General features: G+C 67.5%; 22 protein-coding genes. 8 read left to right on the top strand and 14 right to left on the bottom strand.

All coding sequences use genetic code 11. The features are described from left to right. Positions 1-14: 14 nt before the first annotated feature. From GTH22_RS11570 to GTH22_RS11555, 4 genes are read right to left on the bottom strand one after another with little or no spacing between them, the layout of a single operon-like run. Positions 15-962, bottom strand: a complete 948-nt coding sequence (locus tag GTH22_RS11570) for a YihY/virulence factor BrkB family protein (protein ID WP_252945383.1) — start codon at positions 960-962, stop codon at positions 15-17. Next, on the bottom strand, positions 959-2,206 hold the full coding sequence (locus GTH22_RS11565) for a DUF3618 domain-containing protein (protein WP_252945382.1): 1,248 nt from the start codon (positions 2,204-2,206) through the stop codon (positions 959-961). The genes GTH22_RS11570 and GTH22_RS11565 overlap by 4 nt, the downstream gene beginning before the upstream one ends. Continuing rightward, the gene (locus GTH22_RS11560) at positions 2,199-2,606 is read right to left on the bottom strand and encodes a phage holin family protein (protein ID WP_252945381.1); all 408 of its coding nucleotides are present in this window, start codon (positions 2,604-2,606) and stop codon (positions 2,199-2,201) included. Before GTH22_RS11560 ends, GTH22_RS11565 begins: the two co-directional genes overlap by 8 nt. Next, positions 2,603-3,148 (bottom strand): hypothetical protein, encoded by a 546-nt coding sequence (locus tag GTH22_RS11555; protein ID WP_252945380.1) that lies wholly within the window; start codon positions 3,146-3,148, stop codon positions 2,603-2,605. Before GTH22_RS11555 ends, GTH22_RS11560 begins: the two co-directional genes overlap by 4 nt. A gap of 462 nt (positions 3,149-3,610) precedes the next feature. On the opposite strand from GTH22_RS11555, the gene GTH22_RS11550 reads away from it, so the two are divergent. The 8 genes from GTH22_RS11550 to GTH22_RS11515 are packed head-to-tail and all read left to right on the top strand — an operon-like array spanning position 3,611 to position 12,526. Beyond that, positions 3,611-5,065, top strand: a complete 1,455-nt coding sequence (locus GTH22_RS11550; RefSeq protein WP_252945379.1) for a glycosyltransferase family 2 protein — start codon at positions 3,611-3,613, stop codon at positions 5,063-5,065. Positions 5,066-5,074: 9 nt separating this feature from the next. After that, complete coding sequence (locus tag GTH22_RS11545) at positions 5,075-5,992, top strand: glycosyltransferase family 2 protein (protein ID WP_252945378.1); 918 nt, start codon at positions 5,075-5,077, stop codon at positions 5,990-5,992. After that, positions 5,989-7,128, top strand: coding sequence for a glycosyltransferase (locus tag GTH22_RS11540; RefSeq protein WP_252945377.1), 1,140 nt, complete (start codon positions 5,989-5,991; stop codon positions 7,126-7,128). The genes GTH22_RS11545 and GTH22_RS11540 overlap by 4 nt, the downstream gene beginning before the upstream one ends. Continuing rightward, on the top strand, positions 7,047-9,104 hold the full coding sequence (locus GTH22_RS11535) for a catalase (RefSeq protein WP_252945376.1): 2,058 nt from the start codon (positions 7,047-7,049) through the stop codon (positions 9,102-9,104). The genes GTH22_RS11540 and GTH22_RS11535 overlap by 82 nt, the downstream gene beginning before the upstream one ends. Next, positions 9,101-10,132: a glycosyltransferase family 2 protein gene (locus tag GTH22_RS11530; RefSeq protein WP_252945375.1), complete on the top strand. Its 1,032-nt coding sequence runs from the start codon at positions 9,101-9,103 to the stop codon at positions 10,130-10,132. The genes GTH22_RS11535 and GTH22_RS11530 overlap by 4 nt, the downstream gene beginning before the upstream one ends. Further along, positions 10,129-11,214: an acyl-CoA dehydrogenase family protein gene (locus GTH22_RS11525; RefSeq protein WP_252945374.1), complete on the top strand. Its 1,086-nt coding sequence runs from the start codon at positions 10,129-10,131 to the stop codon at positions 11,212-11,214. Before GTH22_RS11530 ends, GTH22_RS11525 begins: the two co-directional genes overlap by 4 nt. Then, on the top strand, positions 11,211-11,939 hold the full coding sequence (locus GTH22_RS11520) for a PIG-L deacetylase family protein (protein ID WP_252945373.1): 729 nt from the start codon (positions 11,211-11,213) through the stop codon (positions 11,937-11,939). Before GTH22_RS11525 ends, GTH22_RS11520 begins: the two co-directional genes overlap by 4 nt. Next, the gene (locus GTH22_RS11515; RefSeq protein ID WP_252945372.1) at positions 11,936-12,526 is read left to right on the top strand and encodes a class I SAM-dependent methyltransferase; all 591 of its coding nucleotides are present in this window, start codon (positions 11,936-11,938) and stop codon (positions 12,524-12,526) included. Before GTH22_RS11520 ends, GTH22_RS11515 begins: the two co-directional genes overlap by 4 nt. On the opposite strand, the gene GTH22_RS11510 is transcribed toward GTH22_RS11515, so the two are convergent. The 10 genes from GTH22_RS11510 to GTH22_RS11465 all read right to left on the bottom strand — a co-directional run bounded on the left by GTH22_RS11510 (position 12,493) and on the right by GTH22_RS11465 (position 24,197). Further along, positions 12,493-13,311 carry a Crp/Fnr family transcriptional regulator gene (locus GTH22_RS11510; protein ID WP_252945371.1) on the bottom strand — a complete coding sequence of 273 codons (819 nt, stop codon included), beginning with the start codon at positions 13,309-13,311 and terminating at the stop codon, positions 12,493-12,495. The two genes, GTH22_RS11515 and GTH22_RS11510, sit on opposite strands and share 34 nt — an antisense overlap. Before the next feature lie 46 nt (positions 13,312-13,357). Then, positions 13,358-13,894 carry a DUF421 domain-containing protein gene (locus tag GTH22_RS11505; RefSeq protein ID WP_252945370.1) on the bottom strand — a complete coding sequence of 179 codons (537 nt, stop codon included), beginning with the start codon at positions 13,892-13,894 and terminating at the stop codon, positions 13,358-13,360. A gap of 108 nt (positions 13,895-14,002) precedes the next feature. Then, positions 14,003-15,028: a c-type cytochrome gene (locus tag GTH22_RS11500; protein WP_252945369.1), complete on the bottom strand. Its 1,026-nt coding sequence runs from the start codon at positions 15,026-15,028 to the stop codon at positions 14,003-14,005. An 8-nt stretch (positions 15,029-15,036) separates the two neighbouring features. Beyond that, positions 15,037-15,615, bottom strand: coding sequence for a cytochrome c oxidase assembly protein (locus tag GTH22_RS11495; protein ID WP_252945368.1), 579 nt, complete (start codon positions 15,613-15,615; stop codon positions 15,037-15,039). Continuing rightward, complete coding sequence (locus GTH22_RS11490; RefSeq protein WP_252945367.1) at positions 15,612-16,007, bottom strand: hypothetical protein; 396 nt, start codon at positions 16,005-16,007, stop codon at positions 15,612-15,614. Before GTH22_RS11490 ends, GTH22_RS11495 begins: the two co-directional genes overlap by 4 nt. Beyond that, the gene (gene ctaD, locus GTH22_RS11485; protein WP_252945366.1) at positions 16,004-18,568 is read right to left on the bottom strand and encodes a cytochrome c oxidase subunit I; all 2,565 of its coding nucleotides are present in this window, start codon (positions 18,566-18,568) and stop codon (positions 16,004-16,006) included. Before ctaD ends, GTH22_RS11490 begins: the two co-directional genes overlap by 4 nt. Further along, positions 18,565-19,560 (bottom strand): cytochrome c oxidase subunit II, encoded by a 996-nt coding sequence (locus GTH22_RS11480; RefSeq protein WP_252945365.1) that lies wholly within the window; start codon positions 19,558-19,560, stop codon positions 18,565-18,567. Before GTH22_RS11480 ends, ctaD begins: the two co-directional genes overlap by 4 nt. Positions 19,561-19,573: 13 nt before the next feature. Further along, complete coding sequence (locus GTH22_RS11475) at positions 19,574-20,986, bottom strand: APC family permease (protein ID WP_252945364.1); 1,413 nt, start codon at positions 20,984-20,986, stop codon at positions 19,574-19,576. 129 nt (positions 20,987-21,115) lie between these two features. Beyond that, entirely contained in the window at positions 21,116-21,727 is a 612-nt protein-coding gene (locus GTH22_RS11470; protein ID WP_252945363.1) for a DedA family protein, read from the bottom strand. A 1-nt stretch (position 21,728) separates the two neighbouring features. Continuing rightward, entirely contained in the window at positions 21,729-24,197 is a 2,469-nt protein-coding gene (locus tag GTH22_RS11465) for a membrane-bound PQQ-dependent dehydrogenase, glucose/quinate/shikimate family (RefSeq protein WP_252945362.1), read from the bottom strand. Positions 24,198-24,445 lie beyond the last annotated feature (248 nt).

Here is a 24,445-nt window from a genome sequence, read left to right as displayed (position 1 = left end):
GTATCTCCGGCGGATCAGCTGGCCAGGGTGTCGGCCTTCACCGCGCCCCGGGCACCCATCGGCATGGGCTGGCCCACGGTCGTGTCGACCCGCGTCTGCGCCTCCGTCTCGGCGTTCAACTCGGCGCCGAGCAGGACAAGAAGTGCCGAGATCCAGAGCCACATCAGCAGGATGATTGCCCCGGCGAGGGCGCCGAAGGTCTCCTGGTAGCTGCCGAAGTTCTGCACGTAGACGGCAAATCCGGCGGAGGCGACGACCCAGAGCACCGTTGCCAGAAGGGCCCCCGGGCTGAGCCAGCGCCATTTGGCGGCCGGTCGGCTGGGGGCGAACCTGTAGAGTATGCTGAGGCCCAGCGCCGTCATCAGCAGCAGGACCGCCCAGCGCACCAAGCCGATCAGCACTTCGGTGGTCGGCCCGAGGGTGAGTAGCTGGAGCAGCGAGGGCAGGATAATGGTCGCCGAGAGCCCGGCGATCATGCCCACGACGAGAAACAGCGTGAGCCCCAGCCGGGTGACGGTGAGCGCCACGAAGCCGCGGGTTTCCTCCTCGTCGTAGGCTACGTTGATCCCTTCCATCAGGCTGCCGACGCCCTTGGAGGCCGACCATATGGCTAGCGTGAAGCCGACCAGGGCCGCCAGCCCCAGCCCGCCTTCCTCGCTGCCGGTGACTGCGGTGGCTTGGCCGATGATGATCTCCGCCGCGGCCTCGGGCACGATGGCGGAGATGGTCTCTATCCGGCTGATCACGTCGTCCGCCTCGAAGAGTAGCCCGGCCACCGCCATGAGCGCGGTGATGGCCGGGAAAAGGGCGAGCAGCCCGTAGAAGGCCACCCCGGCCGCGATCAGGCTGAGGTGGTCGGCTCCCATCTCCGCCCAGACCCGCTTGCCGATGGTCAACCATCCGCGAGCGGGAATGTGGCGGGGACGTTCGGCGAACTCGCCGGTGTCGGCAGGCTCGGTCATCCGGGCTTGCCGAGCTTCTGGCGGTCAGCCTCGTCGGTTGCGGCGCTCACGACGCGCTCTGCACCCTCGCGAACCTGATCGGCCAGGTGCTCGGCGGCAGATTTCGAACCGGGCGCCGAGGCGTCGATCTGCTCGCGCTTCTCGTCGGCAACCTCCTTCGCGGTGTCCAGCGCACGCTCGGCCACCCGGGTCGCCTTGCGCCGCTCGGCATGGAAGATGCGTTCGGCCTTGTCGAAGGCTTCGTCCGAATAGGCCCCGAATGCACGGTCTTCCTGGCGGGTGCGAGGGAGCGCCCCGGCGAGGATGGCACCGGCGGCCAGCGCGAGCCCACCCACGACGAGCGGGTTCTGCTCGTAGAAGTCGGAAGCTGCGTCGGCCCCTTTCCGGGCACGTCGCCGCACCGCCTTCTGGGCCTTGATCGCGGCCCAACGAGCGGCAATCACCCGTTCGCGGGCCTCCTCGGTGAAGTTCTCGGTGCCCTTGGCGAGGCGCTTGCGGATGCGACGCGCGCGCTCGGCCGTCGACCGGCCCGCCGCGGCCGCGGCGTCGCGGGCCGAGGCGGCGCCGCTGGCAAGGCCGTCGGCTGCGGAGGAGACGCCCGCGCCGATCCCGGAGGCGGCCGACTTCGCGGCTCCTGCCACGGAACTGCCCGCGCCGCTCACGGCCTCTCCCGCCGAGGACGCCATGTCGCCCACGCGCGTGCCGATTCCCGGTCCGGCGTTGGTGGCGGCGTCGTCATCGGTCTCGTCGTCCCAGTAGTCGTCGTCCTCCGCCCAGAGCCAGTCGTCCTCGAGGGGATGATCCATGCCGACGGAGTCGGTCGGGGCAGGGCGGGCACGTCCGGCGGGGGTGGGGGGCGTGTCGTCGTGGTCACCCGCACCCGGCGCGGCATAGGACAGCGCGGCCTCGCCTGAGCCGCGCCCTTTCCAAGGGGCGTCGGGCATGCGGTCGCGGGCGGCGCGCACGCCGTCCTTGACGCCGTCGCGGGTTTCATCCCACGACTTGCCGCTCATCAGCCAGGCGAGGCCGATGCCGGTCAGTGCCAAGGCAACCGGGTTGCGCTTGACTGACTGGGTGATCGCGGTGCCGATGTCGCCGCCGTGCTCCGAGAAGCCACGGCCCACGTCACGCAGGATGCGCTCAGGCGAAAAGCGGTCTTGCAGGGCATCCACGGTCTGCCCGAGGCGGGCCCGCTCTTGCTCGATATCGCGCTCGATTTCGTTGGGGGTTCTGGTGTCAGACATCGGTCCGTTCTCCCTTGAGAGCGCGGGCATCGCGCTTGAGGTTTTCAGCAGTGCGGGTGGGTGCGAGGCTGGAAAGCTTGAGGTCGCTGGTGCCCTTGGCAACGAGGATCGCGGCGACGACGCCGAGCGCGAGTCCAACGATGAGCGCGGACCAGCCGGGCTCGATCCCCGCTTCGGTCAGCCCGGCGACCACGGCCGCCGAGAGCACGTTGAGCGCGGTGAGGGCCAGCACGACGGCAGCCACCAGTAAGCCCACCGCTGTGACGGCGCGGCGCAGGTTCTGGTCCAGCTCGGCGCGGGCGAGATCGACCTCGTTGCGGACCAGCGAGGAGACATGCGTCAGCGCCTCGCCGATCAGGGAGCCGGTGCTTTCGGGGGCGTTGCGATCGGTAGAGCTCATGATGTTTCTCCGGTTGCCGGGGCACGGTAGGGGGAGGGTTGTTGGCGGATCGCGGCGTCGAGGGCCTCATCGTCCTCGTCGTCATGCCAGGGATCGCCGAGGTCGACTGCGGCGCCCGCCGGGGCGGCATCCCGCTGCGAGGCCCGCGCAAGGCGGGTGCCGGCGAAGCCAAGCAACGCAGCGCCGCCCAGGAAGGCCAGCGGGTTGTTACGCGCGAAACTCGACAAGTCACCAGCGACTTCGCCAAGGTCCTTGTCGCGCACCTTGTCGGAGAGGTCGGCCAGCGCGGTGGCCATCCGGCCAAAGGTGCGCTCCTGCGGCGAGCCCTTGTGCAGCTCGTCGGCGGCCCGGCGCAGGGCGTTGCCCACGCCGGAGATCTCGTCGGCCACGGTTGCCTTGCCGGCCTCGGCACGCTGCCCGGCTTCCGCCATGGCCTTCTCTTTCAGGTCCTGCACGGTGGACAGGGTCTCGTCACGCAGGTCCTTGACCGTGTCCTTCGCGGTCTCGGTGCTGTCTCGGGATTGTTCGGGTGTGTTGGTCATCTTCTGGGTCCTTTCCATTCGGCTCAGGCGACGAAGTTCAGAATGGCGACAACGATGACCAGCAGTCCTACTGCGTAAATGATCGTGTGCATCGGTGTTCCTCCGGTTGGTTGTCTCACTGACGCGTGAACCCCGGTGAAGGTTCCGACCGGGAAAGGTGCCGGGCCTTCTCGGCCGGGAGTTCGCCGGGCAATCTGCTGCAGCGGAGGCGTGGGGCGGCAGAGGCAAGAAACCCGGCTGGCGGTTCGTTCGCCTGGCGCGCAAGCCACTGATGTTTGTGCAAAATGATCGGTCACCGTTGGTGGCCAGTGCTGCGACGCCGATGCCTGTCATCCGGCCGCCACGGGACCTCAGCACATGTCGGATAACAAATGTTGTGGGAACTGCCGCTTCAGCACGCGGTTTAGCCCGGACTATGCCGCTTGCCCGGCAACATTCGAAAATTCATGCGGGAGAAAATCGATGCTCAGGCTCGATAGCCGAGGTGTATTCCTCGCTCTGGTCGGTCTTGGACTGATCCTGCCAGTTGTTGCACTCGTGGTCGTCTGCATGGCGCTGATGGCGCAGGCGGCCTTGGCCGTATTGCACCTGATGGCCGGGGCGAGGAACCCTGAGGGGGCCCAGCCTTGCAACCGCTCGGCAAATGAAGGTCCCTTGCGGTTCTCGGTTCATATCGCCGCGCATGAGGAGCCCGCGGAGCTGGTCATGCGCACAGTCCTGGCGCTGTCGCGCCAAGTGGATGCGCCGGCCTTCGAGGTGATCGTGCTGGATAACAACACCCGCGATCCTGCCCTGTGGCAGCCGGTCGAGGCGCTGTGCCGGGAGCTCGGCCCCGAGTTTCGCTTCTATCACGAAGAGGGCGTGAAGGGGGCGAAGGCCGGGGCGCTGAACATCGCGCTGGCCCGCACCGACCCCCGGGCCACTCATATTGTGGTCGTGGATGCCGACTACGAGGTGGCGCCCGATTTCCTGGCGGTTGCCGCTGAGGAGATCCACCGCTGCGGTGCTGCGTTCATCCAGTTTCCGCAAGCCTATCGCAGCGACTCGGGCGAGGCGGCGGGCATTTCGCTGGAGCTGGCGGATTACTTTCTGCGCCATGCCCGGCGGGCCGAAACTGCCGATGCCATGCTCCTCACGGGCACGCTCAGCGTGATTGCGCGCGGACCCCTGGAAGCCATTGGCGGCTGGAGCGACCGGACCATCACCGAGGATGCCGAGCTGGGCCTGCGGCTCCGGCAACAGGGATACCGGGGCCGATACATCGACCGGGTAGTCGGGCGGGGCTTGCTGCCGCTCGACCTGGCCGGCCTGACGCTGCAACGCTATCGCTGGGCCTCCGGTAACCTGAACACCATTCGCCGGGGGCTGTCGGGCCTTTCGCTTCGTGCGGCAGTGCATGTAGTCGCGCAGCTGACGGCCTGGGCCAGCCTCGCGCTGCCGTTCGCGGCCGGTCTCATCGGCGGCGGATTGCGGTTGGCGACCACTCCGGACGACCGCGCCGCCGGCTGGCTGGCGTCAGCCTCCGGGTTCGGTCTGGCCTTGGTCTTCGCCACAGCAGCCCTGCCACTCCTGACGGCGATGCTGGCCAACGGCAGGCCCGGGCTCGGCACCGTGTGGGCGGCCCTTTCGTCCCGCATCGCCTTGCTCCTGCCCTCTGCCGCGGGCACCGTGGACGCCCTGCTCGGCCGGGCTGGTGCCTTTTGCCGAACATCCAAGGATGTCGGCAGCGCGACCGACCGGCCCGGTGCCGTGCTGCCCGCCCTCGCGCTCGCCGGCATGGCGCTGCTGGCGGTCCCCGGCATGCCGCTTGCCGGCCTGCTGGGTGCGGTGCTGCTCATCCTGCCCTACCCCCTCGCGCGGGCCACCTGCACCCGGCTCTCGGTCTATCGCGCGTCCCTCGTTCAAGCCCAAGCCTAGGAGATCGTCATGTTGCCCAGCGTCACCATCGTCATTCCCACGTTCAATCGTGCCTCCATCCTGCCGCAGGCGATCGACGCCGCCCTGGGGCAGTCGCACCCCGCAACCACCGTGATGGTCGTCGATGACGGCTCAACAGATGCCACCGGCGAGGTGCTGCGCAGCTACGCCGACCACCCCCGCTTTGTCGGCGTGAGCCTTGCCCGCAACGTGGGGACGGCGCAGGCCAAGAACGTGGGCATCGCGCTGTCGACGAGCGATGCCGTGACCTTTCACGACTCCGACGACATCCCGCATCGCGACAAGGTGCTGCGGCAGGCGCGGGTGATCGGCAACGAGAACATCGGGGCCCATCCCTGCCTGAACTGGCGGCTTGCAGGCCGCGAGCCCGACACCCGCATCCAGATTGGCGGGGTCTTCACCCACCACGAGCTGATCCTGCCAGATGGCGAGCGGGTCGAGATCCGTCGCACGCTCTCGCTGGTCGATGACTTCTTTCCCAACCTGCAAATGGCTGCCGGGGTGCCTGGTGACTGGACCCATGTGAATTCCGGCCTCTTTCACCGCTCGGTCTTCGACCGGCTCGGCGGCTTTTCGGACTGCATCGAAGAGGACAGGGAGTTTCGCAACCGGCTCATCATGGCGGGCGAGGTGCTCTGGGTCATCCCGGAGCTGCTGCTGACCAAGATCGAAACGCCGGACAGCCTGACCCAGCAAGGGGCGACCGACTACGACAGCCCGCGGCGCAAGGCCGATCGGCTCCGGGTCTGGGATGCGGTAGGCCGGTGGTTCGAGACCCGCGAGGTCGAGCCGTGCCCGATCGACCTGTCGCAGATCCGGCTGAGCAGCTGCACCAACCCCGGGCTCTGCGACCCCGCCGTGCTGGGCGAGCTACGGGGCGGCGCGATCGCGGAGCGCGTGGCGTGAGCCGCGCCATCACATTCGTCGATCCGCTGGCTCCGAGAGGATACAGCGGCGCACCGGGCCAACTGGAGGGCTTGGGCGGCACCGAGGCGACGCTCGTGCGTGTTTGCGAGGGTCTGTCCTCGCGGCTCCAGATCATGGTTCGCCAAAGAATGCGGCCCGATCGTGCCGACTGGTGGGGCGGTGTCGGATATGCCGGGCTCGACCTGAAGAGGCCTTTTCCGGAAGCGCCCGGCACCATCGTCGTCGTGAACTCCTGGAAGGTCGCCCTCAAGCTGGCGAGGTTGCACTCGACGTCCCGTGTGATCGTCTGGCAGCATGTCTTTCCGGGGCGTCATAACCGCGCGCTCGCCCCCGACTTGGCTGCGGCCGGCATCGAGGTGCTCTGTGTTTCCCGCAGCCATGCCGACTGGCTGAGGCGTTTTGTCGGTGGAGGGGCGGCGCCGGCCATCGGCCATGTCTGCAACCCCATCGACGACGCGCTCGCGCCCGACGACACGCCCCGCGACCCGGATCTGCTGCTCTTCGCCAGCTCGCCGCATAAGGGTCTCGGGCAGGTGCTCGAGCGGTTCGAAATGTTGCAGGCGGATTGGCCGAGGCTGCGCCTCGCGATTGCCGATCCGGGATACCTTGCTTGGCCGGTCGGTCGGATGCCGCCCCGTGTGCTCCCGCTGGGGCGCTTGCGACAGCCGGAGCTGATCGGCTGGATGCGACGCGCAGCTTGCCTGTTCTACCCGCAGGACCACTTCGCCGAAACCTTCGGCCTCGTCATCGCCGAAGCCAATGCAGTCGGCTGCCCTGCCGTGCTGCAGCGCGGTCTCGGCGCAAACGACGAGGTGGCGAGTACTGCGGCGCAGTGCATCGACAGCTCCGACCCGGACGCGCTGCGCCAGGCAATGGCCGGATGGCGAGACGCCGCCAAGCGCACTTCGGAGATCCGGGTGCGCCCGGAGTTCCGCTTTTCGCAGGTGCTCGCCCGTTGGGTGGACCTGCTCGTACCAGGGGCCGCAACGCGCCCCTCCATTACCCCTGTTCCCAGCCCCGAAAGGTTCACGACATGGCAAAAGACCTCGACACCGACCACACCGGCTCCGGCGGCGAAACCCACCAGGTCGCAGGTGATCAGCGCGACACGATGACCACCCAAGTCGGCATGCCCATCGCCGACGATCAGAACTCGCTGAAGGTCGGCGACCGCGGGCCGCATCTTCTGGAAGACCAGATCTTCCGCGAGAAGCTCTTTCACTTCGATCATGAGCGCATCCCGGAGCGGGTGGTGCATGCGCGCGGCTACGGCGCCCATGGCACCTTCGAGCTGACAGACGACCTCTCGGACCTCACCCGTGCGAAGGTGCTGACCGAGGTGGGCGAGAAGACCGAGGTCTTCGTTCGCTTCTCCACCGTCGCGGGCAACAAGGGCTCTGCCGACCTGGCGCGCGACGTCCGCGGCTTTGCGGTGAAGTTCTACACCAAGGAGGGCAACTGGGATCTCGTGGGCAACAACATCCCGGTGTTCTTCATTCAGGACGCCATCAAGTTTCCCGACCTGGTCCATGCGGCCAAGCAGGAGCCCGACCGCGCCTTTCCGCAGGCGCAGACGGCGCATGACAATTTCTGGGATTTCATCTCGCTGATGCCCGAGTCGATGCACATGGTGATGTGGATCATGTCCGACCGCACCATTCCGCGCTCCTTCCGTTTCATGGAAGGCTTCGGCGTGCATACCTTCCGGCTCGTGAACGCAGAGGGAAAGGCGAGCTTCGTCAAGTTCCACTGGAAGCCGCGGCTCGGCGTGCAATCAGTGCTCTGGGACGAGGCGGTCAAGATCAACGGGGCGGACCCGGACTTTCACCGCCGCGACCTCTGGCAGGCGATCCAGGCGGGGGACTATCCGCAGTGGGACCTGGGTGTGCAGGTCTTTGATGACGATTTCGCCGAGAGCTTCGATTTCGACGTGCTCGACGCCACCAAGCTGATCCCCGAAGAGCAGGTGCCGGTGCGGATCGTCGGCACCATGACCCTCGACCGGATGCCCGACAACTTCTTTGCCGAGACCGAGCAGGTCGCATTCCAGACCGGTAACATCGTGCCCGGCATCGACCACTCCAACGACCCGCTGCTGCAGGGGCGCAACTTCAGCTATCTCGACACCCAGCTGAAGCGCCTCGGTTCGCCCAACTTCAATCACATCCCGATCAACGCGCCGCGCTGCCCCTTCGCGCATTTCCAGCAGGACGGGCACATGGCCATGCACAACCCGCGCGGACGGGCCAACTACGAGCCCAACAGCCACGGGCTCGGCCCGCGCGAGAATCCCGAGCGCGGCTTCCGCTCCTACGAGGCCGAGGAGGGCGTTGCCAAGCGCCGGGTGCGCTCGGAGAGCTTTGCCGACCACTACAGCCAGGCGCGGCAGTTCTACCTCAGCCAGACCCCGGTGGAGCAGGACCACATCGCCGATGCGCTGGTCTTCGAGCTGTCGAAGGTGGAGACGGTGGCGATCCGCGAGCGGATGGTCTCGCACCTGCCCAACATCGACGCGGAGCTGGCGGCCAAGGTTGCCGACGGGTTGGGCATGGAGGTGCCGGACGCTGCCACGCCCGCGCGCCCGGTGGTCGAGACCGAACCCTCGCCTGCGCTCAGCATTCTTGCCAACCCGCCTGAAACCCTGAAGGGCCGGAAGCTGGGCCTTCTGCTCACCGACGGGATCGACGGGAAGAGCGTGGATGAGTTCAGGGCCGCGGCGCAGGAGGCGGGCGCCATGGTGGAGATCATCGCCGAGAAAGTCGGCGGGATCACCACCAACCGCGGCCGCACCATCGCCGCCGACCAGAAGCTCGATGGCGCGCCCTCTGTGCTCTACGATGCAGTAGCCGTGCTGGCGAGCGACGAGGGGGCGGAGAAACTGGCCGGGATGCACGCCGCACGCAGCTTTCTTGCCGACGCCCACGCGCATCTGAAGTTCATTGGCCTTTCCGGAGCGGCCCTGAAAGCCTTCTGGCCGAAGGCCGTGGTCGCTGAGCCCGACGACGGCGTCATTGCGCTGGATGAGGCCGATGGGGCAAGCAGCTTCATGGAAGCGTGCAAGGCCCTGCGCTTCTGGGACCGGCGCCCATGAGCTTGCGGGATGTTCACCGACGGGAGTTCGGGCCGCAGGGTGCTTGGCCGCTGGTCATCACCGTTCCGGCCCGCAACGAGGAGGAGCGGCTGCCTGCCTGCCTCGATGCGGCCGCGCGGTCGCTTCGGGGGCGTGGCGCCATCGTCGTGGCGGTCAACGGCTCGCAGGACGCGACCCGCGCCGTCGCCGAGGACTGGTTCCGGCGCTCCGGCCTATCCGGCGCGGTGCTCGACGAGCCGAACCCGCCGGAAGCCGGTGGAGTCGGTCGGGCGCGGAGGGTGGCGATTGCATCCTGCGCGGCCCGTCTGGCGCCCGATGCGGTGGTGATGACGACCGATGCCGACACCTGCGTGGCCGGGGACTGGGTGGACGCCAACCTGACCGAACTAGAGCACGCCGACCTCGTCTGCGGCACCGTGTTGCCCGACCCGGAGGAGGCCGCCCGCCTGCCTTCGGTGATCGGGCGCAACGGCGCGCCGGAGGGCGAGTACATGGCCCTGACCCTCGCCGTCCGACACCTGCTCGACCCGGTGCCGCACGACCCGGCGCCGACCCATATCAACCCGGCTGGCGCAAGCCTGGCCTTTCGAATGGCGCTTTACGACGCGCTGGGCGGCTTCGAGGAGCGATCGATGGGCGAGGACCGCGCGTTTGCGGCCCTCGCCGAGGCCCGCGACTGGCGGGTGCGCCACTCGTCCCGTGCCCAGGTCACCACCTCCTGCCGGCTTTCGGGCCGCACGGAGGGGGGCATGGCCGGGGCCCTGCGCGCCCGGATCCTGGAGGCCGACCCGCTGGTGGATGAGGTGCTCGAACCCGCCGCCACCACGATCCTGCGCGCGCGGATGCGCGGCACCCTACGCCGCCGGTGGATCGGCTCGGGCTTCGGCGCGGCCTGGGCGGCGCTGGAGACCGGCACAGCGGAACTGCGACGCGAGCGGATGCGCCTGTCGCAGCTGCGTCTCGAACTCCCGCGGCTACAGCGTGAACTTGCGCGCCTCGCGCCGACCCGGTCGCAGGTGTCGGCATGAGGACCGCCGCGCCGAACACCCGCGTGTGCGACACGGAGGAGGCCGTGCTGCGGGAGATTGCCGCCCATGCCGCCGAGGCCGACGCCGGGGTGCGCGACCTGTCGGCCGACATGGGCCTGCTTGGACGGCACGGCCTGCTCGACAGGCTGGTGAGCACCGCCGCAGACCCTCGGGACAGCGTCACCCTTCTGCGCCGCATTGGCCGGGCCAGCCTGTCGGTCGGCCGATTGGCGGAGGGCCACATGAACGCGCTGCGGCTGGTCCAGCTCTATGGCTCCGACAGCCAGTGCCGACGCGTTTGGGCCGCCGCGCGCGCAGGCACGATCCATGGCGTCTGGGGGGCGGACGGCAGCCCTGGCGTCACCCTGGCAATGCGCATCGGGCGCAGGGGGCGGCTCGCGGGGCAAAAGCGCTTCTGTTCGGGCTTGGGTGTCGTGGGTGCCGTGGTGCTGACCGCACGCACCGATCAGGGGACACAGCTCGTGTTGGCGGACTCCGGCGACCCGCACCGCGCCGATGCCTCCGCCTGGCAAGTCAGCGGCATGCGCGCCACTGCTTCGGGCAGCTACGACTTCGATGGGGTGGAGGCGGAGACCCTGGGCTCACCGGGAGACTACGAGCGTGAGCCGCATTTTCAGGGTGGGGTCTGGCGGTATGCCGCGCTCCATGTGGGTGGGCTTGAGGCCCTGGCCGAGGCGGTGCGCGCCGGGGTGGCCGACCGGGGTGATGCGGCCAGCGAGGCCCAGCTGCACCGGGTTGCCCGGATCGCGACGCTGGCGCACGGCGCGCGCCTGCTGGTCGAGGATGCCGCCCGGCAGGTCGAGGCACCGGGGGCACGGGAGGCTGCCGTGGCCCTGAGCCTCGCCGCGCGCGAGGCCGTGGAACAAGCCTGCCTCGACGGGATCGCCATCGCGGATCGGGCGCTGGGCACGCGCGCCTTCGCCGAACCGAGCCTGCCGGACCGCGTGCGCCGCGACCTGTCTTTCTTCCTCCGCCAGGCCGACCTCGACGGCAAGCTCACCCAGGTGGGACGGAGCCTCTGCTCCGCCGACCGTCCGGTGGGCGAGGTCTGGGGCTCATGAGCCCGGCATTCACCCCCGTGGTGGCCGCCGCCGCCGCCGCGCCGCCGATCGCCTTGGGTGAGCTGACCGGCACCGGCGATGTGCTGATGCTCGCACCTCACCCCGATGACGAAACGCTCGCTGCCGGAGCCGCTCTGGCAGCGACCTGGCGCAGCGGGCGGCGCGCGCATGTGGCGGTGGTCACAGACGGCAGCCGCTCGCACCCGAACTCCGCGCGTTACCCCGCCGCCTCCCTTGCGGCACTGCGCCGCCGCGAGGTGACCCGCGCGGTGCGCCTGCTTTCGGGAAACAGCGCCCGCCCGATCTGGCTGGGCTACCCCGACCTCGCCGCGCCCGAGGACCCCGCTGCCTTTGCCGCGGTGGCGGCCCGGCTGGGCCAAATCCTGCCGGATGTCAGCGCGATCTGGTCCACTTGGTGGGGTGACCCGCATCCCGACCATCAACGGACCTGGGCCCTGGCCTGTTACCTGGCCGCCCGGCGACCGGGCTGCCGACTTTATGCCTGCCCGGTCTGGGGGCGGGTGCAGGGGCCCGCCGCGGCGGCGCGCTTCTCCGGACTGCGCCGGTTTCGCTCCGCGCCCCTGCGAGCACTGAAGGCCCGTGCCCTTGCCGCGCATGCCTCGCAGATGACACCGCTGATCGACGACGACCCGACCGGCTTCACCATGGCGACCGATCTTGCCGAGCATTTCGTCGACACCGACGAAATCTTCATTCCCGCATGACCCGCGACGCTGCCTCTTTCGACCGTCTCTACGCGGAGCAGGGAGATCCCTGGAACTACGAGACCAGCGCCTACGAGGCAGAGAAATATCGCCGCTGCCTGGCGCTCCTGCCTCGCACCAACTACAGAGCGGCGCTCGAGGTGGGCTGTTCGATCGGGGTGATGAGTGCGCTGATCGCCGCGCGCTGCGACAGCCTGCTCGGGATCGACTTTGCCCCCGCCGCCGTCGCGCGGGCCCGGGGCCGGGGGATCGCCAACGCGCGTTTCGAGACGGGGACGATCCCGCGCGACTGGCCGCCGGGCTCCTGGGACCTCATCGTGCTCTCCGAGGTGCTCTACTATCTCTCGCGCCCCGCATTCGAGCAGACGGTCTCCTGCGTGCTCAACGCACTCGCGCCGGGCGGGGCCTGCCTGGTCGCGGGCTACGCCGGGGATACCGAGACCCAGCTCGGCGCGTCTGAGACACAGGCAGAGCTCCTCGAGGCCGTCGCCGCAACGCGACCCGATCATCTGATCCAGCGGGACTCGACCTCGCACTGGAGCGCGGCGGCATTTCAGTGTGGCGCGCCGCCGTCAGGTGGCAGATAGAGATAGCCCGGATCGAAGCCAGCGAGTTTCTTCAGGGCGGGACGGTCGTGGATTTGCGCCACGCCGTCGCGCACTGTGCTGAGCCCGGCGTCACGCAGATCCCTGGCAACACGACTGACATGCACGTTGGAGATGCCGCAGATCTCCGACAGGTCCGAGTGGAGCAGGGGCAACGGCACGTTGCCTTGGTCTACCAGGCCGCAGGCGCTCAATCGTGTGTCCATCTCGCAGAGAAAGTCCGCCATTGCCGCCATCGCCCGCAAGGTGCCTCCGCGGTAGATCCAATGGCGATGGATCGAAGCATCGATCATCGTGAGCTTCCAGAGCGTTCGGGCATGCTCGGGATCGGCTGCGATGATCTCTTCGAGCGCGTCATGCGGAAACAGGGCAATCTGGGCCCGCGTCAGGGTGGTGACGTCGTGATCGAGGCGCTTGAGCGGCAGCGCGTGAAGATCGACGAAGTCTCCCGGCACCTGGATGGACACCATCTGACGGTTGGGCTGGGGCCCTCGATTGCTCACGACATAGCGCACCATCAATCCCTCGAGCAGAAGAGCACTGTGGCGCAGCCTTTCGCCCGCCTTGGAGAACGTCGTTCGCGGTTCTAGGGTCCTTATCTCGGTGCAGGCTCGATCAAGTCGCTCCCACAAGGCAGGGCCGATGTGGCGCGACATGCCGCACCGGTAGCGTGCGTCCAGGGCGGCGGGGGTCGAGAAAACGCCCGAAATGTCCGCACCGTCTTCCACCTCCAGAGATTCTCCCGGCAATTGTTCTTCACTCGACATTGCATCGCTCCTTTGCCGTCCTTCCTTACGGCATCTGTTGTTGCGTTTATTGGCGTCTTGCCGCGACGTCCGAGAGCAGTCCCCGCGGAGGGTCGCCTTCATTCGTAGTGGGGATGACCGAGAGCTGTCCGTTCGTTTCCATCACGATCCACGCCGCGAACTGCCGGTCCCGAAGGCCGGCCCTGCGCATGGCGGCGCTCAACTCGTCCTCGGTCACGCGCTCCATGGCCATCTCTCGGGGAAGGAACCGGCCGTTCTCCAGCAGCACCCGGGGCTCCGGCTTGACCAGACGCGCAAACCGGCGCGAGCGCAGCGCGGCCCAGGTCGTGAGCCACTGAAGCGCCGCCAGCGCGGAAACGGCAACGAGTGCATCCAGCATCGAGACGTTTCTCAGCAGAATGCCCGAGGCCATGACCGAGCCGATGGCCACGGTGATGATCCAGTCGAAGTTGTTCATGTTGCCCGTGGTCCGCTTCCCACTGATGCGGGTCAGCGCCACGACATAGACATAGAAGACCAGGCAGGATGCAGCGATGTGCAGCAGCCGGTCCGGTTCGGATAGCCATGTTTGTGCGGGTTCCATGCGGGTTCAACGTGCATCACGATACAGTGTTCCCTTGGGGGCCAAAGACGTGCCGCCGGGCCAACCCGGGCGCGGGAGGGCGGCAGGGGATTACCGGGAGTATCTGGGCTAGTTCGTGGACGCCTGATCCAGTGACGAGAACCAATCGGCGAGGGCCTCGATATCGCCATCGGTGAGCGCGCGCGCGGATTTGCTCATCAGTTCCGCCCGTGGCCCGCCATAGCGTTTTCCGTTCCGCCAAAGCCGCAGCTGGGTCGCGATATAGTCCCGTGACTGGCCCGCAATGGCCGGGGCAGGGGCGGCGCCGGACTGGCGACCGGGGCCGTGACACGCGGTGCAAGCCGGCACCGAGGCGGTCCCGCGCGTGGAAAGCTCCATGCCGGGCTCGTCCGAGCCGGGCAAGAGGGTCACAGAGGGGCGCTCCGCCGCGCCGAATTCGCGCCCCAGATCGGCAATGTCCTCGTCATCCAGACGCGAGACGACCTCCTGCATCATCCCGCTGGGGCGTCTGCCTGTACTGTAATGAGACAGGGCAGCCACGATCTCCTCGCTGGTCAGGATGTCGAGCCGTGGCACGAAGCTGTTGGTGCTTCGCCCGCCCTCGCCATGACAGGCTGTGCATCCGGTGCGGCCGAGGCGATCTCCGGTCAGCGCCGCCTGGTCCTCCGGTGTCATGGTCTTGACTGCGTTGAGGTAGGCGACCACGGACCAGATTTCATCGTCATGGGCGCCAGCGGGCCACCCGGGCATGCCTGTCATCTTCACGCCTTCGCGTACGATCCAGAACATGTGACGAGGCTCCCAAGCCTCTACCGCCTCCGAGATGTGCGGGGGTTGTGGGTTCATCGACAGGGCAGTGGCACTGCGCGGAGTGCCTGGCACAGCATGACAGAAAGCGCAGGCCGTTTGATAGTGCAGGGCGCCGAGGGCGATACGGTCGGCGGCGGCGACATCCTCGGGTACCTCCTTTTCCGCCGGGGCGCGAAGGCGAACGGACTGCTTGAAGGTGGTGTGCAGCACCGCTCCCACCCCCGGCCAGTGCCCCTGCCGCGCGGAGGTGTTGTAAAGTCCGAAGCCAACCACGGCTGCCCCGCCGACGAGGCCGAGCAACGTCAGCGCGGCGAGGGTTGTCAAAACCGGTCTCATGCTTCCGCCTTTCCCATGTCGAGTGCCCGCGCGGTTAGCCAGAGGCCCGCGACGAGGTAGATCGGCGTGCCGATCCCGAGCATGAGCACGCCGCCGAGTTGCTGCGCGTCGAGGTCGGGCTCGCGGCCGCAGATCGCGGCGTAGAGGTCGCGCGGTGCGAGGATCAGAAGCGCGCCCAACAGGGTCATGTGCATCGAGGTCAGCAGTAGCCCACCCGCCCCGGCAAGCGGCGCCCCGCCCCGCAGCGCCCCGGCCCAGACCAGCAGCCCGGCGATCAGAAAGCTGCCCTGTTCGGCAACCAGTGCCAGCCCGCCCGCATCGGCCATTCCGTGCAGCCCCGGCATGTGCCAGGACCAGACCACAATGAACTCCAACACCGCGCCGAGCAGCGGTGAGAAAGCGAAGGGCGCTGCAAGTCCCGGAAAGCCGATGACTAGGAGGGGAGTAACTATCGCGACCAGCCCCATGTGGCGCAACATGTGGTGCGGAAAATCCGCACCCAGTAACCCCGGCAGTGGCAGCAGCCAAAGCGCGGCCAGCATGGCGAGGCCCACATATCCCGCGGCCCGGCTCACCGGCAAGTCTCGATCAGCAGGGCGGGCAGGGCCACGTAGGCCACGCCGATGAAGGAGATGATCGACAGCAGAAAGGCCGCGTGGCCTAGAAACTGATGCCGGTCCTCGCTGGTGCCGGCGTCGTTCTCCCACTCGCGGTCGTTCACGAGGTCCCACTGCCGCCAAGAGCGCCAGCCGAGCCAGGCTATGGCGACGAGTGACGCCACCGTGCCGATGGCGATGCCCGCCCGTAGCATCTCGACCGACCCACCCTTGGCACAGACAATGGCCGCGGTACAGTAGCTGAGAGTGAAATGAAGCGCCCAGATCGCCGGGCAAAAGGTGATCCGCCAGAGGCTGTGAAACTCCGCGCCGAACTCGCGTTTCTCCTGCTGCTGGTCGACGTTGCTCATGACAGCACCATCGGCGCCAGCCCCAGGATCGCACCCACCACCAGCGCCTTCAGCGCGATGAAGTGCCAGAAGAGGGTGACGTTGCGCAGGTCGGCGTCGTACTTGTGCGTGAGCTTGCCGAAGAGCGACCCGGCAAGGCAGTAGCCTTGCATGACAACGCCGGCGGCGACATGCGCCACCAGCCAGACCATGAGAGCCCAGAGCATGGCCGGGTAGACATGCGAGGTGGGCGAGAGGTCGGCCACCGCGAGCCAGGCAGAACCGGCCCCTCCGGCGGCGGCGCAGATTGCCAGGGCGATCGAACCGCGTGCCACGCCCTGGTGGCCGCGCCCGTTGGTCTCTCTTGCCGTGACGATGGCCGCCCAGGCAAGCACCAGGAGCGCTGCGGTGAGCGCCGCCCACAGACCCTCGGGGTGGGCCGCATCGGGCGGCGGAAAGTCGGGCCGCGCCGTCCAGTAGAAGAAATAGCCGAAGACCAGCGAGGCAAAGGCGGTGGCATCGCCGAGCATGGTGATCCAGATCGCCCACCAGCCCACCGCGTTCGGGCCCGAGGCATAGGTCGGCAGGCGTAGCCCCAGCCCCGCCTCGCGCATGTCGTTCTTCGGCGGGCGGGCGGTGGAAGTCCAGAGCCACCACAGCACGCAGACGATGGCGAAGGCACCGCAGACGATGGCAGGGGTATAGATATGGAACGTCGGAAAGATGAAGGCTCCGCCCGTGAAGACTGCAGCAAGGATCGTGATCCAGGTCGGGCCGGTGACTTCCTGCACGTAGAGCGGCTTGCCGTCGATCACCGAGGTGACGATGGTCTCGCGCTTCCGGTCCGGCGCATTGGGCAGGTAGTAGTGCCCGGCGTCCATGCGCTCCACGATCCGGTCTTGCTCCCAGAGCGGGTAGCGCGTGGTGACATGCGGGATGGACCGCACGCCCCAGGCTTCCTCGGGCACGTCGTGGGAAAACTCCAGCGTTCCTGCGCCCCACGGGTTGCGCGGGATCTGCGGCTGGCGGTGCTTGGGGCGCAGCAGATCGTAGAGGAATACCGCGAAGCCGGCCGCGACGATGAAGGCACCGACTGAGGAGATCAGGTTGAGCCAGCCCCAGCCGGAGCTTTCGGGGTAGGTGAAGATCCGGCGCGGCATTCCCATCAGCCCGGTCATGTGCATCGGCAGGAAGGTCACGTTGAAGCCCGTGAACACCAGCCAGAAGCACCAGCGCCCGAGCCTTTCGGAGAGCAGCTTCTTGCGGAAGAATGGGAAGAAGTAATAGACGCCCGCGATCACCGGAAACACCATGCCGCCGAAGAGCGTGTAGTGGAGGTGGGCGACGATGAAATAGGTGTCATGCACCTGCCAGTTGAAGGGCACCAGCGCCAGCATGACGCCTGTCAACCCGCCCGCGACGAAGATCGCCAAAGCGCCGGCGATCCACAGCATTGGGAGGCTCATCTTGACCCGGCCTACCATCAACGTCGCGACGAAGGCAAAGAGCTGTATACCGGTTGGGATCACCACGGCTTCGGAAGCCGCCGAGAAAAACGCAAGCGACATCTGCGGCAGACCGGTGGTGAACATGTGGTGCACCCACAGTCCGAACGATAGGAAGCCTGTGCCCACGGCCGAAAGCACGATCCAAGAGTAGCCCACGATTGGTCGACGCGCGACGGTGGGCACGATCATTGCCGCGATGGCGATGGAGGGAAGGAAGACGATGTAGACCTCCGGGTGCCCGAAAATCCAGAACAGGTGCTGCCAGAGCACCGGGTCACCGCCGCGGGTTGGGTCGAAGAATGGCCAGTCGAAACTGCGCTCGAGTTCGAACAGAAAATCACCCGCGATCAGAGGCGGGAAGGCAAAGAGGATCATCCCGCCCACAACCAGCACGTACCAGGCATACAGTGGCATGATGTTCACCCGCATCCCTGGCGGGCGGCACTTGAGCGCGCCGACGATCAGTTCGACGGCCGCGGCGATGGAGGCGACTTCGATGAAGCTGAGGCCGAGCAGCCACACGTCGGGCCCGATACCCTCTTCTTTGGTCGCAAGCGGCGGATACATGAACCATCCCGCCTTGGGCCCGGCATCGAAGAGCAGCGAACCCAGCACGAAGATACCGCCGATCAGGAAGCACCAGTACCCATAGGCCGAGAGACGCGGAAAAGGCATGTCGCGCGCTCCCAGGAAGGCTGGCAGCAGCAGGATAGAAATCGCCTCGAACATCGGCACGGCAAAGAGAAACATCATCGCCGAGCCATGCATGGTAAAGAACTGGTTGAAGCGGTCGGCGTCGAGAAACTGGCTGTCCGGAAAGGCGAGCTGCACGCGGATTGCCAGCGCCAGCAGCCCGGCGATCAGCATGAAGGCAAAGGCTGTAAGCGCGTACCAGACGCCGACCTCGGTGTTGTTCACCGCCGACCAGTAGCGCCAACCTTCCGGCGTCTTCCAGGCAGCGCGCAGCTCCGCCTTGCCGCGCTCCTGCTCTTCCTGCGGAACGGGCTCCGACAGCATTTCCTCGGTCGGCGGAAAGGGGCCCTCGGGGGCGGGCATCCGTTCGGGTGCGCTCATTCCAGTCCCTCCAGGTAGGCGGCCAGGGCGGCGATGTCCTCGGGCGGCAGAAAGTCGTAGGTCGGCATGCGCACCTCGGGTTTCAGGCTCTCGGTATGGCCGAGCCAGCGGGTGAAATCCTCCGCCGTCGCGCCGAGTATGCCCGCGCCAAGAGATACCCGGCTGCCCACATGCGTGAGGTCAGGCCCGACCTGCCCGATTGCATCGGTGCCTCGGATCATATGGCACGCGCCGCAGCCTTCGCGGGCGAAGACCTCCGCGCCGCGCCGGGCTTCGAGGCCGGATGGCGCCGAGGCGTCGGCAGCTTCGGCCCGCAGCCACGCCGCGAAGGCTGCGGGGTCCATCGCCACCACTTCGAAGGCCATCAGGGCATGGGAGGCACCGCAGAACTCGGCGCATTGGCCGCGGAACGTGCCGGGCTTCTCGGGCCGGAGCGACGTGAAGGTTTCGCGCCCCGGGATCATGTCTGTCTTGCCGCCGAGCGCGGGCACCCAGAAGGAGTGGATCACGTTGTGCGCGTTCAGCCGCAACCCGGTGCGGCGGCCGACCGGCAAGCGCAGCTCGTTGGCCGAGGTCACGGTGCTTCCGTCCTCCAGCAGGTAGTCCACCCGCCACCACCACTGCTCGGCAGTGATCCGCACCTCCAGCCCGGCCTCGCCCTCTCGCTGCGGGCTCATCAGCGGCAGTGAATAGATCAGCAGCCCACCCAGCAGCAACACCGGAAAGAGCACGCCGCCTCCCACGATCAGGGTCTCGCCCATCCGCCGCGACATGGCGCGCGGATTGATCCTCGTGACATAGATGAAGAGGGCGGCGACGAGCAGCCAGAGCACCACGGCACCGATAAAGAGCACCACAGCAAGATCGTAGAGCGCCAGGGCATCGGTGCCCGACGGATCCAGCACCGATTGCCGCCCTTCGCAGCCCGACAGCAGAGCGACGCCGACGACCGTCAGCGCCCTGCCTGCGGATGCCCTTCCGGCAAAGATCAAGGACACGGCTCCGTCATTGTGCCAGCTCGTTCATGTCGGCATCGTCCCCGCCGGGCTCCTGGCCCTTCGACTTCATCCAGGCGACCGTGCCCGCCCAGAGCACCACGCCGATGCCCAGCAGGATGCCCGCGATCAGGTATTGCACCGGGTCGCGCCCCGTCCACGGCCCCACGAAGAAGGCGCAACTCGCGGCGCCGAGCCAGGGCAGGCCGAGGGGCGCGGTGAAATGATCGTGGTCGACCTCGTCGGAGCGCAGCACCAGCACCGCCACGTTGACCACGGCGAAGACCGCGAGCAGCAGCAGCGCGGTGGTGCCGCCGAGCTCGGGGACGGCGCCGACGAAGACGATGAGCCCGGAGGCCAGGGCGGTGGTGAAGAGAATGGCGATCCAGGGCGTGCGCCGGTTGGGCAGCACGCGGCCCAGCACGGAGGGTAGAACATTCTCCTCCGCCATGCCATAGAGCAGGCGGGAAGCCATGAGCATGTTGATCAGCGCCGAGTTCGCCACGGCGCACATGGTGATGACCCCGAAGACCGAGAGCGGAAACCACGGCGCCCCCGCCTCGACGACCTTCAGCAGCGGCGTGGCCCCCTCGCTGAGGTCCTCCACTTCGACCAGCGCGATGGCCGTGACCGACACCAGCAGGTAGATCACCCCGGTGATGACCAGCCCCGCCAGCAGCACCTTGGGGAAGATCCGGCTCGGCTCCTTGGATTCCTCGGCCATGTTCACCGAGTCCTCGAACCCCACCATAGCGAAGAAGGCGAGCGTGGTGGCGGCGATCACCGGCCAGAAGATGCCGCCCTCCTCGCCGGCAGCGCTGAAATCGACCGCGCGGGAGAAGTCGCCCTCGCCGCCCGCCAGCGTCCAGGCACCGATCAGTATGATGATGACAAGGCCGGTCAGCTCGATGCAGGTGAAGACCACGTTCATCTTCACGCTTTCGCCCACCCCGCGCAGGTTGACCGCCGCAAGCAGGGCGATGAAGGCGAGGCTGACGGCTGTGACCCCGAAGGCCCCGCTCCCCAGCCCGGTGCTCTCGCCGAAGTTCTCCGCGAAGGCGCGCGAGGCGGTGGAGGCCGAGGTGATGCCGGAGGACATGACTGCGAAGGCCACCAGAAAGGTCAGAAAGTGAACGCCGAAGGCCTTATGGGTGTAGAGTGCCGCCCCCGCCGCCTTGGGGTACTTGGTGACCAGCTCCAGGTAGGAGCAGGCGGTGACGGTGGCGAGCAGGAAGGCCACCAGAAAGGGCAGCCAGACGATGCCACCCACCTCGGCGGCCACCTCTCCTGTCAGGGCGTATATGCCGGTGCCAAGCACGTCGCCGACGATGAAGAGCAAAAGCAACCCCGGCCCCATAACCCGTTTGAGCTTGGTGTCTTCCGGCTTGCCCGAAGTGTTGGCCGGGGATGTCGCGTCCATCATGGAAGGCTCCGTCAGGGGGCGTTGTCGCGTCGGCAGTCTGCGTGCGGGGGGCGGATGGTTCGGTTCCGTCTCCGACCCTCTCGTTCCTTCACGAACGTATGAGCAGGCGCGCAGTTCCCTGGCGCGGCATCATTCCGCCGGGCGGCGCTGTCCCTTCCCGCGCAGGAGCCGCACCACGTAGAGCAGCGCCACCCCCGCGAAGAGCAGGGTGGTGACCGGGTCGAGCCAGCCGGAGACCTTATCGTACTGGCTGCCGAGGGCGTACCCCAGCGCGGTCAGCCCGCTGACCCAGATCAGCGTGCCCGCCCCCGACAGGGCGAGAAACCGCCAGGGCGACATCCGCGCAAAGCCCGCGGGCACCGAGATGAGCGTGCGCACTGCAGGTAGCATCCGCCCCGCATAGACCGCGAGACCCGCGTGGCGCTCGAACCGGCGCTCCGCCTTTTCCATGCCCTCCCGGTCCACGGTGAACCAGTGGCCGTAGCGCTCGACCAGATCGTGAAAGCGGGCCTGGTCCAGGCTCCGGGCGGCGAGATACCACAGAGAGGTGCCCGCCAGTGAGCCGATGGAGCCCGAGATCACCACCAGCACCGGATCGAGCTTGCCTTGCTGCACCAGGTAGCCGCCCAATGGCATGATCAGCTCGGAGGGGATCGGCGGAAAGATGTTCTCCACCAGCATCAGCAGCGCGATGCCGAGATACCCGCCCTGTTCGACCATGCCGGTCAGCCAGTCGAACATCTCAGCCCCCGTTGCCGGGCAGCTTGTAGGCGATGACGTGGTCGCCCACCTTGGTCTCCATGAAGTGGTGCCCGCCCGGGGCAATAACCACGTACTGCTCGCCGTCCACCTCGTAGGTCATCGGAGTGGTCTGGCCACCCGCGGGCAGAGTCGTCTCCCACAGCACCTCGCCGGTTTCGATGTCGATGGCGCGGAAGAGGTCATCGGTTGTGGCGGCGATGAACACCAGCCCACCCGCAGTGATCAACGGTCCGCCGTTGTTGGGCGTGCCGATCCGAAGCGGCAGCATCGACGGAATGCCGAAGGGGCCGTTGTTGCGCGCGGTGCCGATGGGCTGGTCCCAGAGGGTCTCGCCGGTGGCCAGGTCGATGGCCCGGATGCCGCCATAGGGCGGTTCCTTGCAGAGCAGGCCGGTCGGCAGGCGCCAGCCCGCGTTCACATCGATCGCATAGGGCGAGCCTGACTGCGGGTCGCCCGCGCCCTCTGCGGCAGGCGGGTTGCCGCCCTCGTTGATCGGGCGCAGCCCCAGCTCATCGGCCCGTTCGCGGGGGATCAACTGGTTGAAGTTGGGCATGTCGTTGTAGTTGGCAATGATGATGCCGCGCTCGGTGTCCACGGCGATGGAGCCCCAGTCGGAGCCGCCGTTGTAGCCCGGATACTGGATCCAGGGACGGTCCGCCGAAGGCGGCTCGTACTCGCCCCTGTAGTTGGCGCGGCGAAACTGGATGCGGCACCAGAGCTGGTCCAGCGGGCTCATGCCCCACATGTCCTTTTCGGTCAGCGGTTGCTGGTTCAGCGCGGCATAGCCCGAGTAGGGCTGGGTGGGCGAGAGGTTCTCCGGCTCCACGCCGCCGATGGGCACCTCGCGCTCCTCGACCGGGTGCAGCGGCTCGCCGGTGGCGCGGTCGAGCACGTAGATCTGGCCCTGTTTGGAGGGCAGGATGATCGCCGCCGTACTGCCGTCCTCGCCGGGAAACTCCACCAGGCTGGGCTGCGAGCCGAGGTCGTAGTCCCACACGTCGTAGTGAACGGTCTGGAAGCTCCAGGCTACCTCACCGTTCGTTACGTCGAGCGCGACAAGCGCGGTGCTGTACTGGTTCTCTTCCTCCGAGCGGTTGCCGCCGTAGTAGTCGACCGAGGAGTTGCCCATCGGCAGGTAAACCAGCCCCAAATCCTCGTCCCCGGCCGCAATGGTCCACATGTTCGGCGTGCCACGGGTATACACTTCGCCCTCGGGAGGTTCGCCGGTTTCGCCGGGGCGGCCCACGTCCCAGGCCCAGAGAAATTCGCCCGTCACTGCGTCGTAGCCGCGTATGACGCCCGAGGGCGCATCCTCGGCCTGTCCGTCCTTCACCTGCGCACCCGCCACCAACACGCCCTGCACCACGGTCGGCGGGGAGCTGACAGCATACCAGCCGGGCACGGTGTCGCCGATGCCTTGGTTCAGGTCGACGATTCCCTCGCGACCGAACTCAGGGCAGAGCTGGCCGGTTTCGGCGTCGACCGCGATCATCCGGGCATCCAGCGTCGCCTCGATGACGCGGGTGGCGCACAACGCGTCCTCCGCCGCCTCGGGCGCCTCGTAGTACACCACGCTGCGGCAGGTCGCACCGTAGGGGATGGCATCGTCGGAAACGCCGGGATCGTAGCGCCATTCCTCCTTGCCGGTCTTGGCGTCGAGCGCGAGCAAGATGTTCTTGGCGGTGCAGAGATACAGGCTGTCGCCCACCTTCAGCGGGGTGTTCTCGGGGGAGTAGGGTGCATCCTCGTTCGGCATATCGCCGGTGCGGATGCTCCAGGCTTCCTCCAACTCGGCCACGTTGTCCTTGGTGATTTGCGATAGCGGTGAGTAGCGGGTGGCGCGGTAGGTGCCGCCGTAGGCCGGCCAATCCGTCCCGACAGCAAGCTGGGCCTGCGGACCGCGCTCGGCAGGAGCTCCGGCTTGGTCGGTCTCCGCGTCGGGTGCCGCCTCGGCCGACGGATCTGCCTCTGGCGAGGCGCCCTCGGGTGCCGCTTCCTCAGGCGCCGCTTCTGCCGGTATGTCAGCCCCCTGCGCGGCCTCGGCATCGGTTGCCTGGCTCTCTTGGGCCACTGAAGGCGCGCCGGGCACCGCAAGAGCGAGGCCGATCACCGCTGCCGCAAGCGCCGCGCTGCCCCGCCGTTCCGCCATCCGCACTGCCCGGAGGTAGGGCAGGCAGAGTGCGAGTAGAACCAGTAACACCGTTGGGGCAACCACACGTGGCACCAGCGGCCAGAGGTCCACCCCGACCTCCCACACCGCCCAGATGCAGGTGCCAATCCAGACCAAAAGGTAAAGCCAGAACCCCCCGATGTTGCCGCAGAACAGCAGCATGCCAGAGAGGACCATTCCGATACCAGCCACGGCGTAATACCCGGACCCGCCCAGACTGAGCAGCCAGATTCCGCCCGCACAGATGACGGCCCCCAGCAGGCCGATCACAAGTCCCATGGACACGGTCCACACCCTCCCCAACTTGTGCCTTGAAACAGGGTTCTTCGGGCAGTGGGCCTGAGGGGACATGGGTTCACCTCGCTGGGATGTCGGATTGTTACACTCCGTGATGAAACGGGTGGCGAGCGCCATTGTTCCGTCTTGTCGTTCTTGGTTTTGCCGAGGGAAGTTTGATGTCCGTTGCGGCTAGTGGCCCCGGAAACGTCTGCCTGGATGGTTGCTCACCAGAAGTTCGTCCCATCCTT

It is taken from the genome of Oceanicola sp. 502str15 (assembly GCF_024105635.1).
In the GTDB taxonomy this organism is placed as follows: domain Bacteria; phylum Pseudomonadota; class Alphaproteobacteria; order Rhodobacterales; family Rhodobacteraceae; genus Vannielia.
The sequence above is the reverse complement of the archived record's forward strand: the minus strand, read 5'-3'. Positions and strand labels throughout refer to the sequence as shown.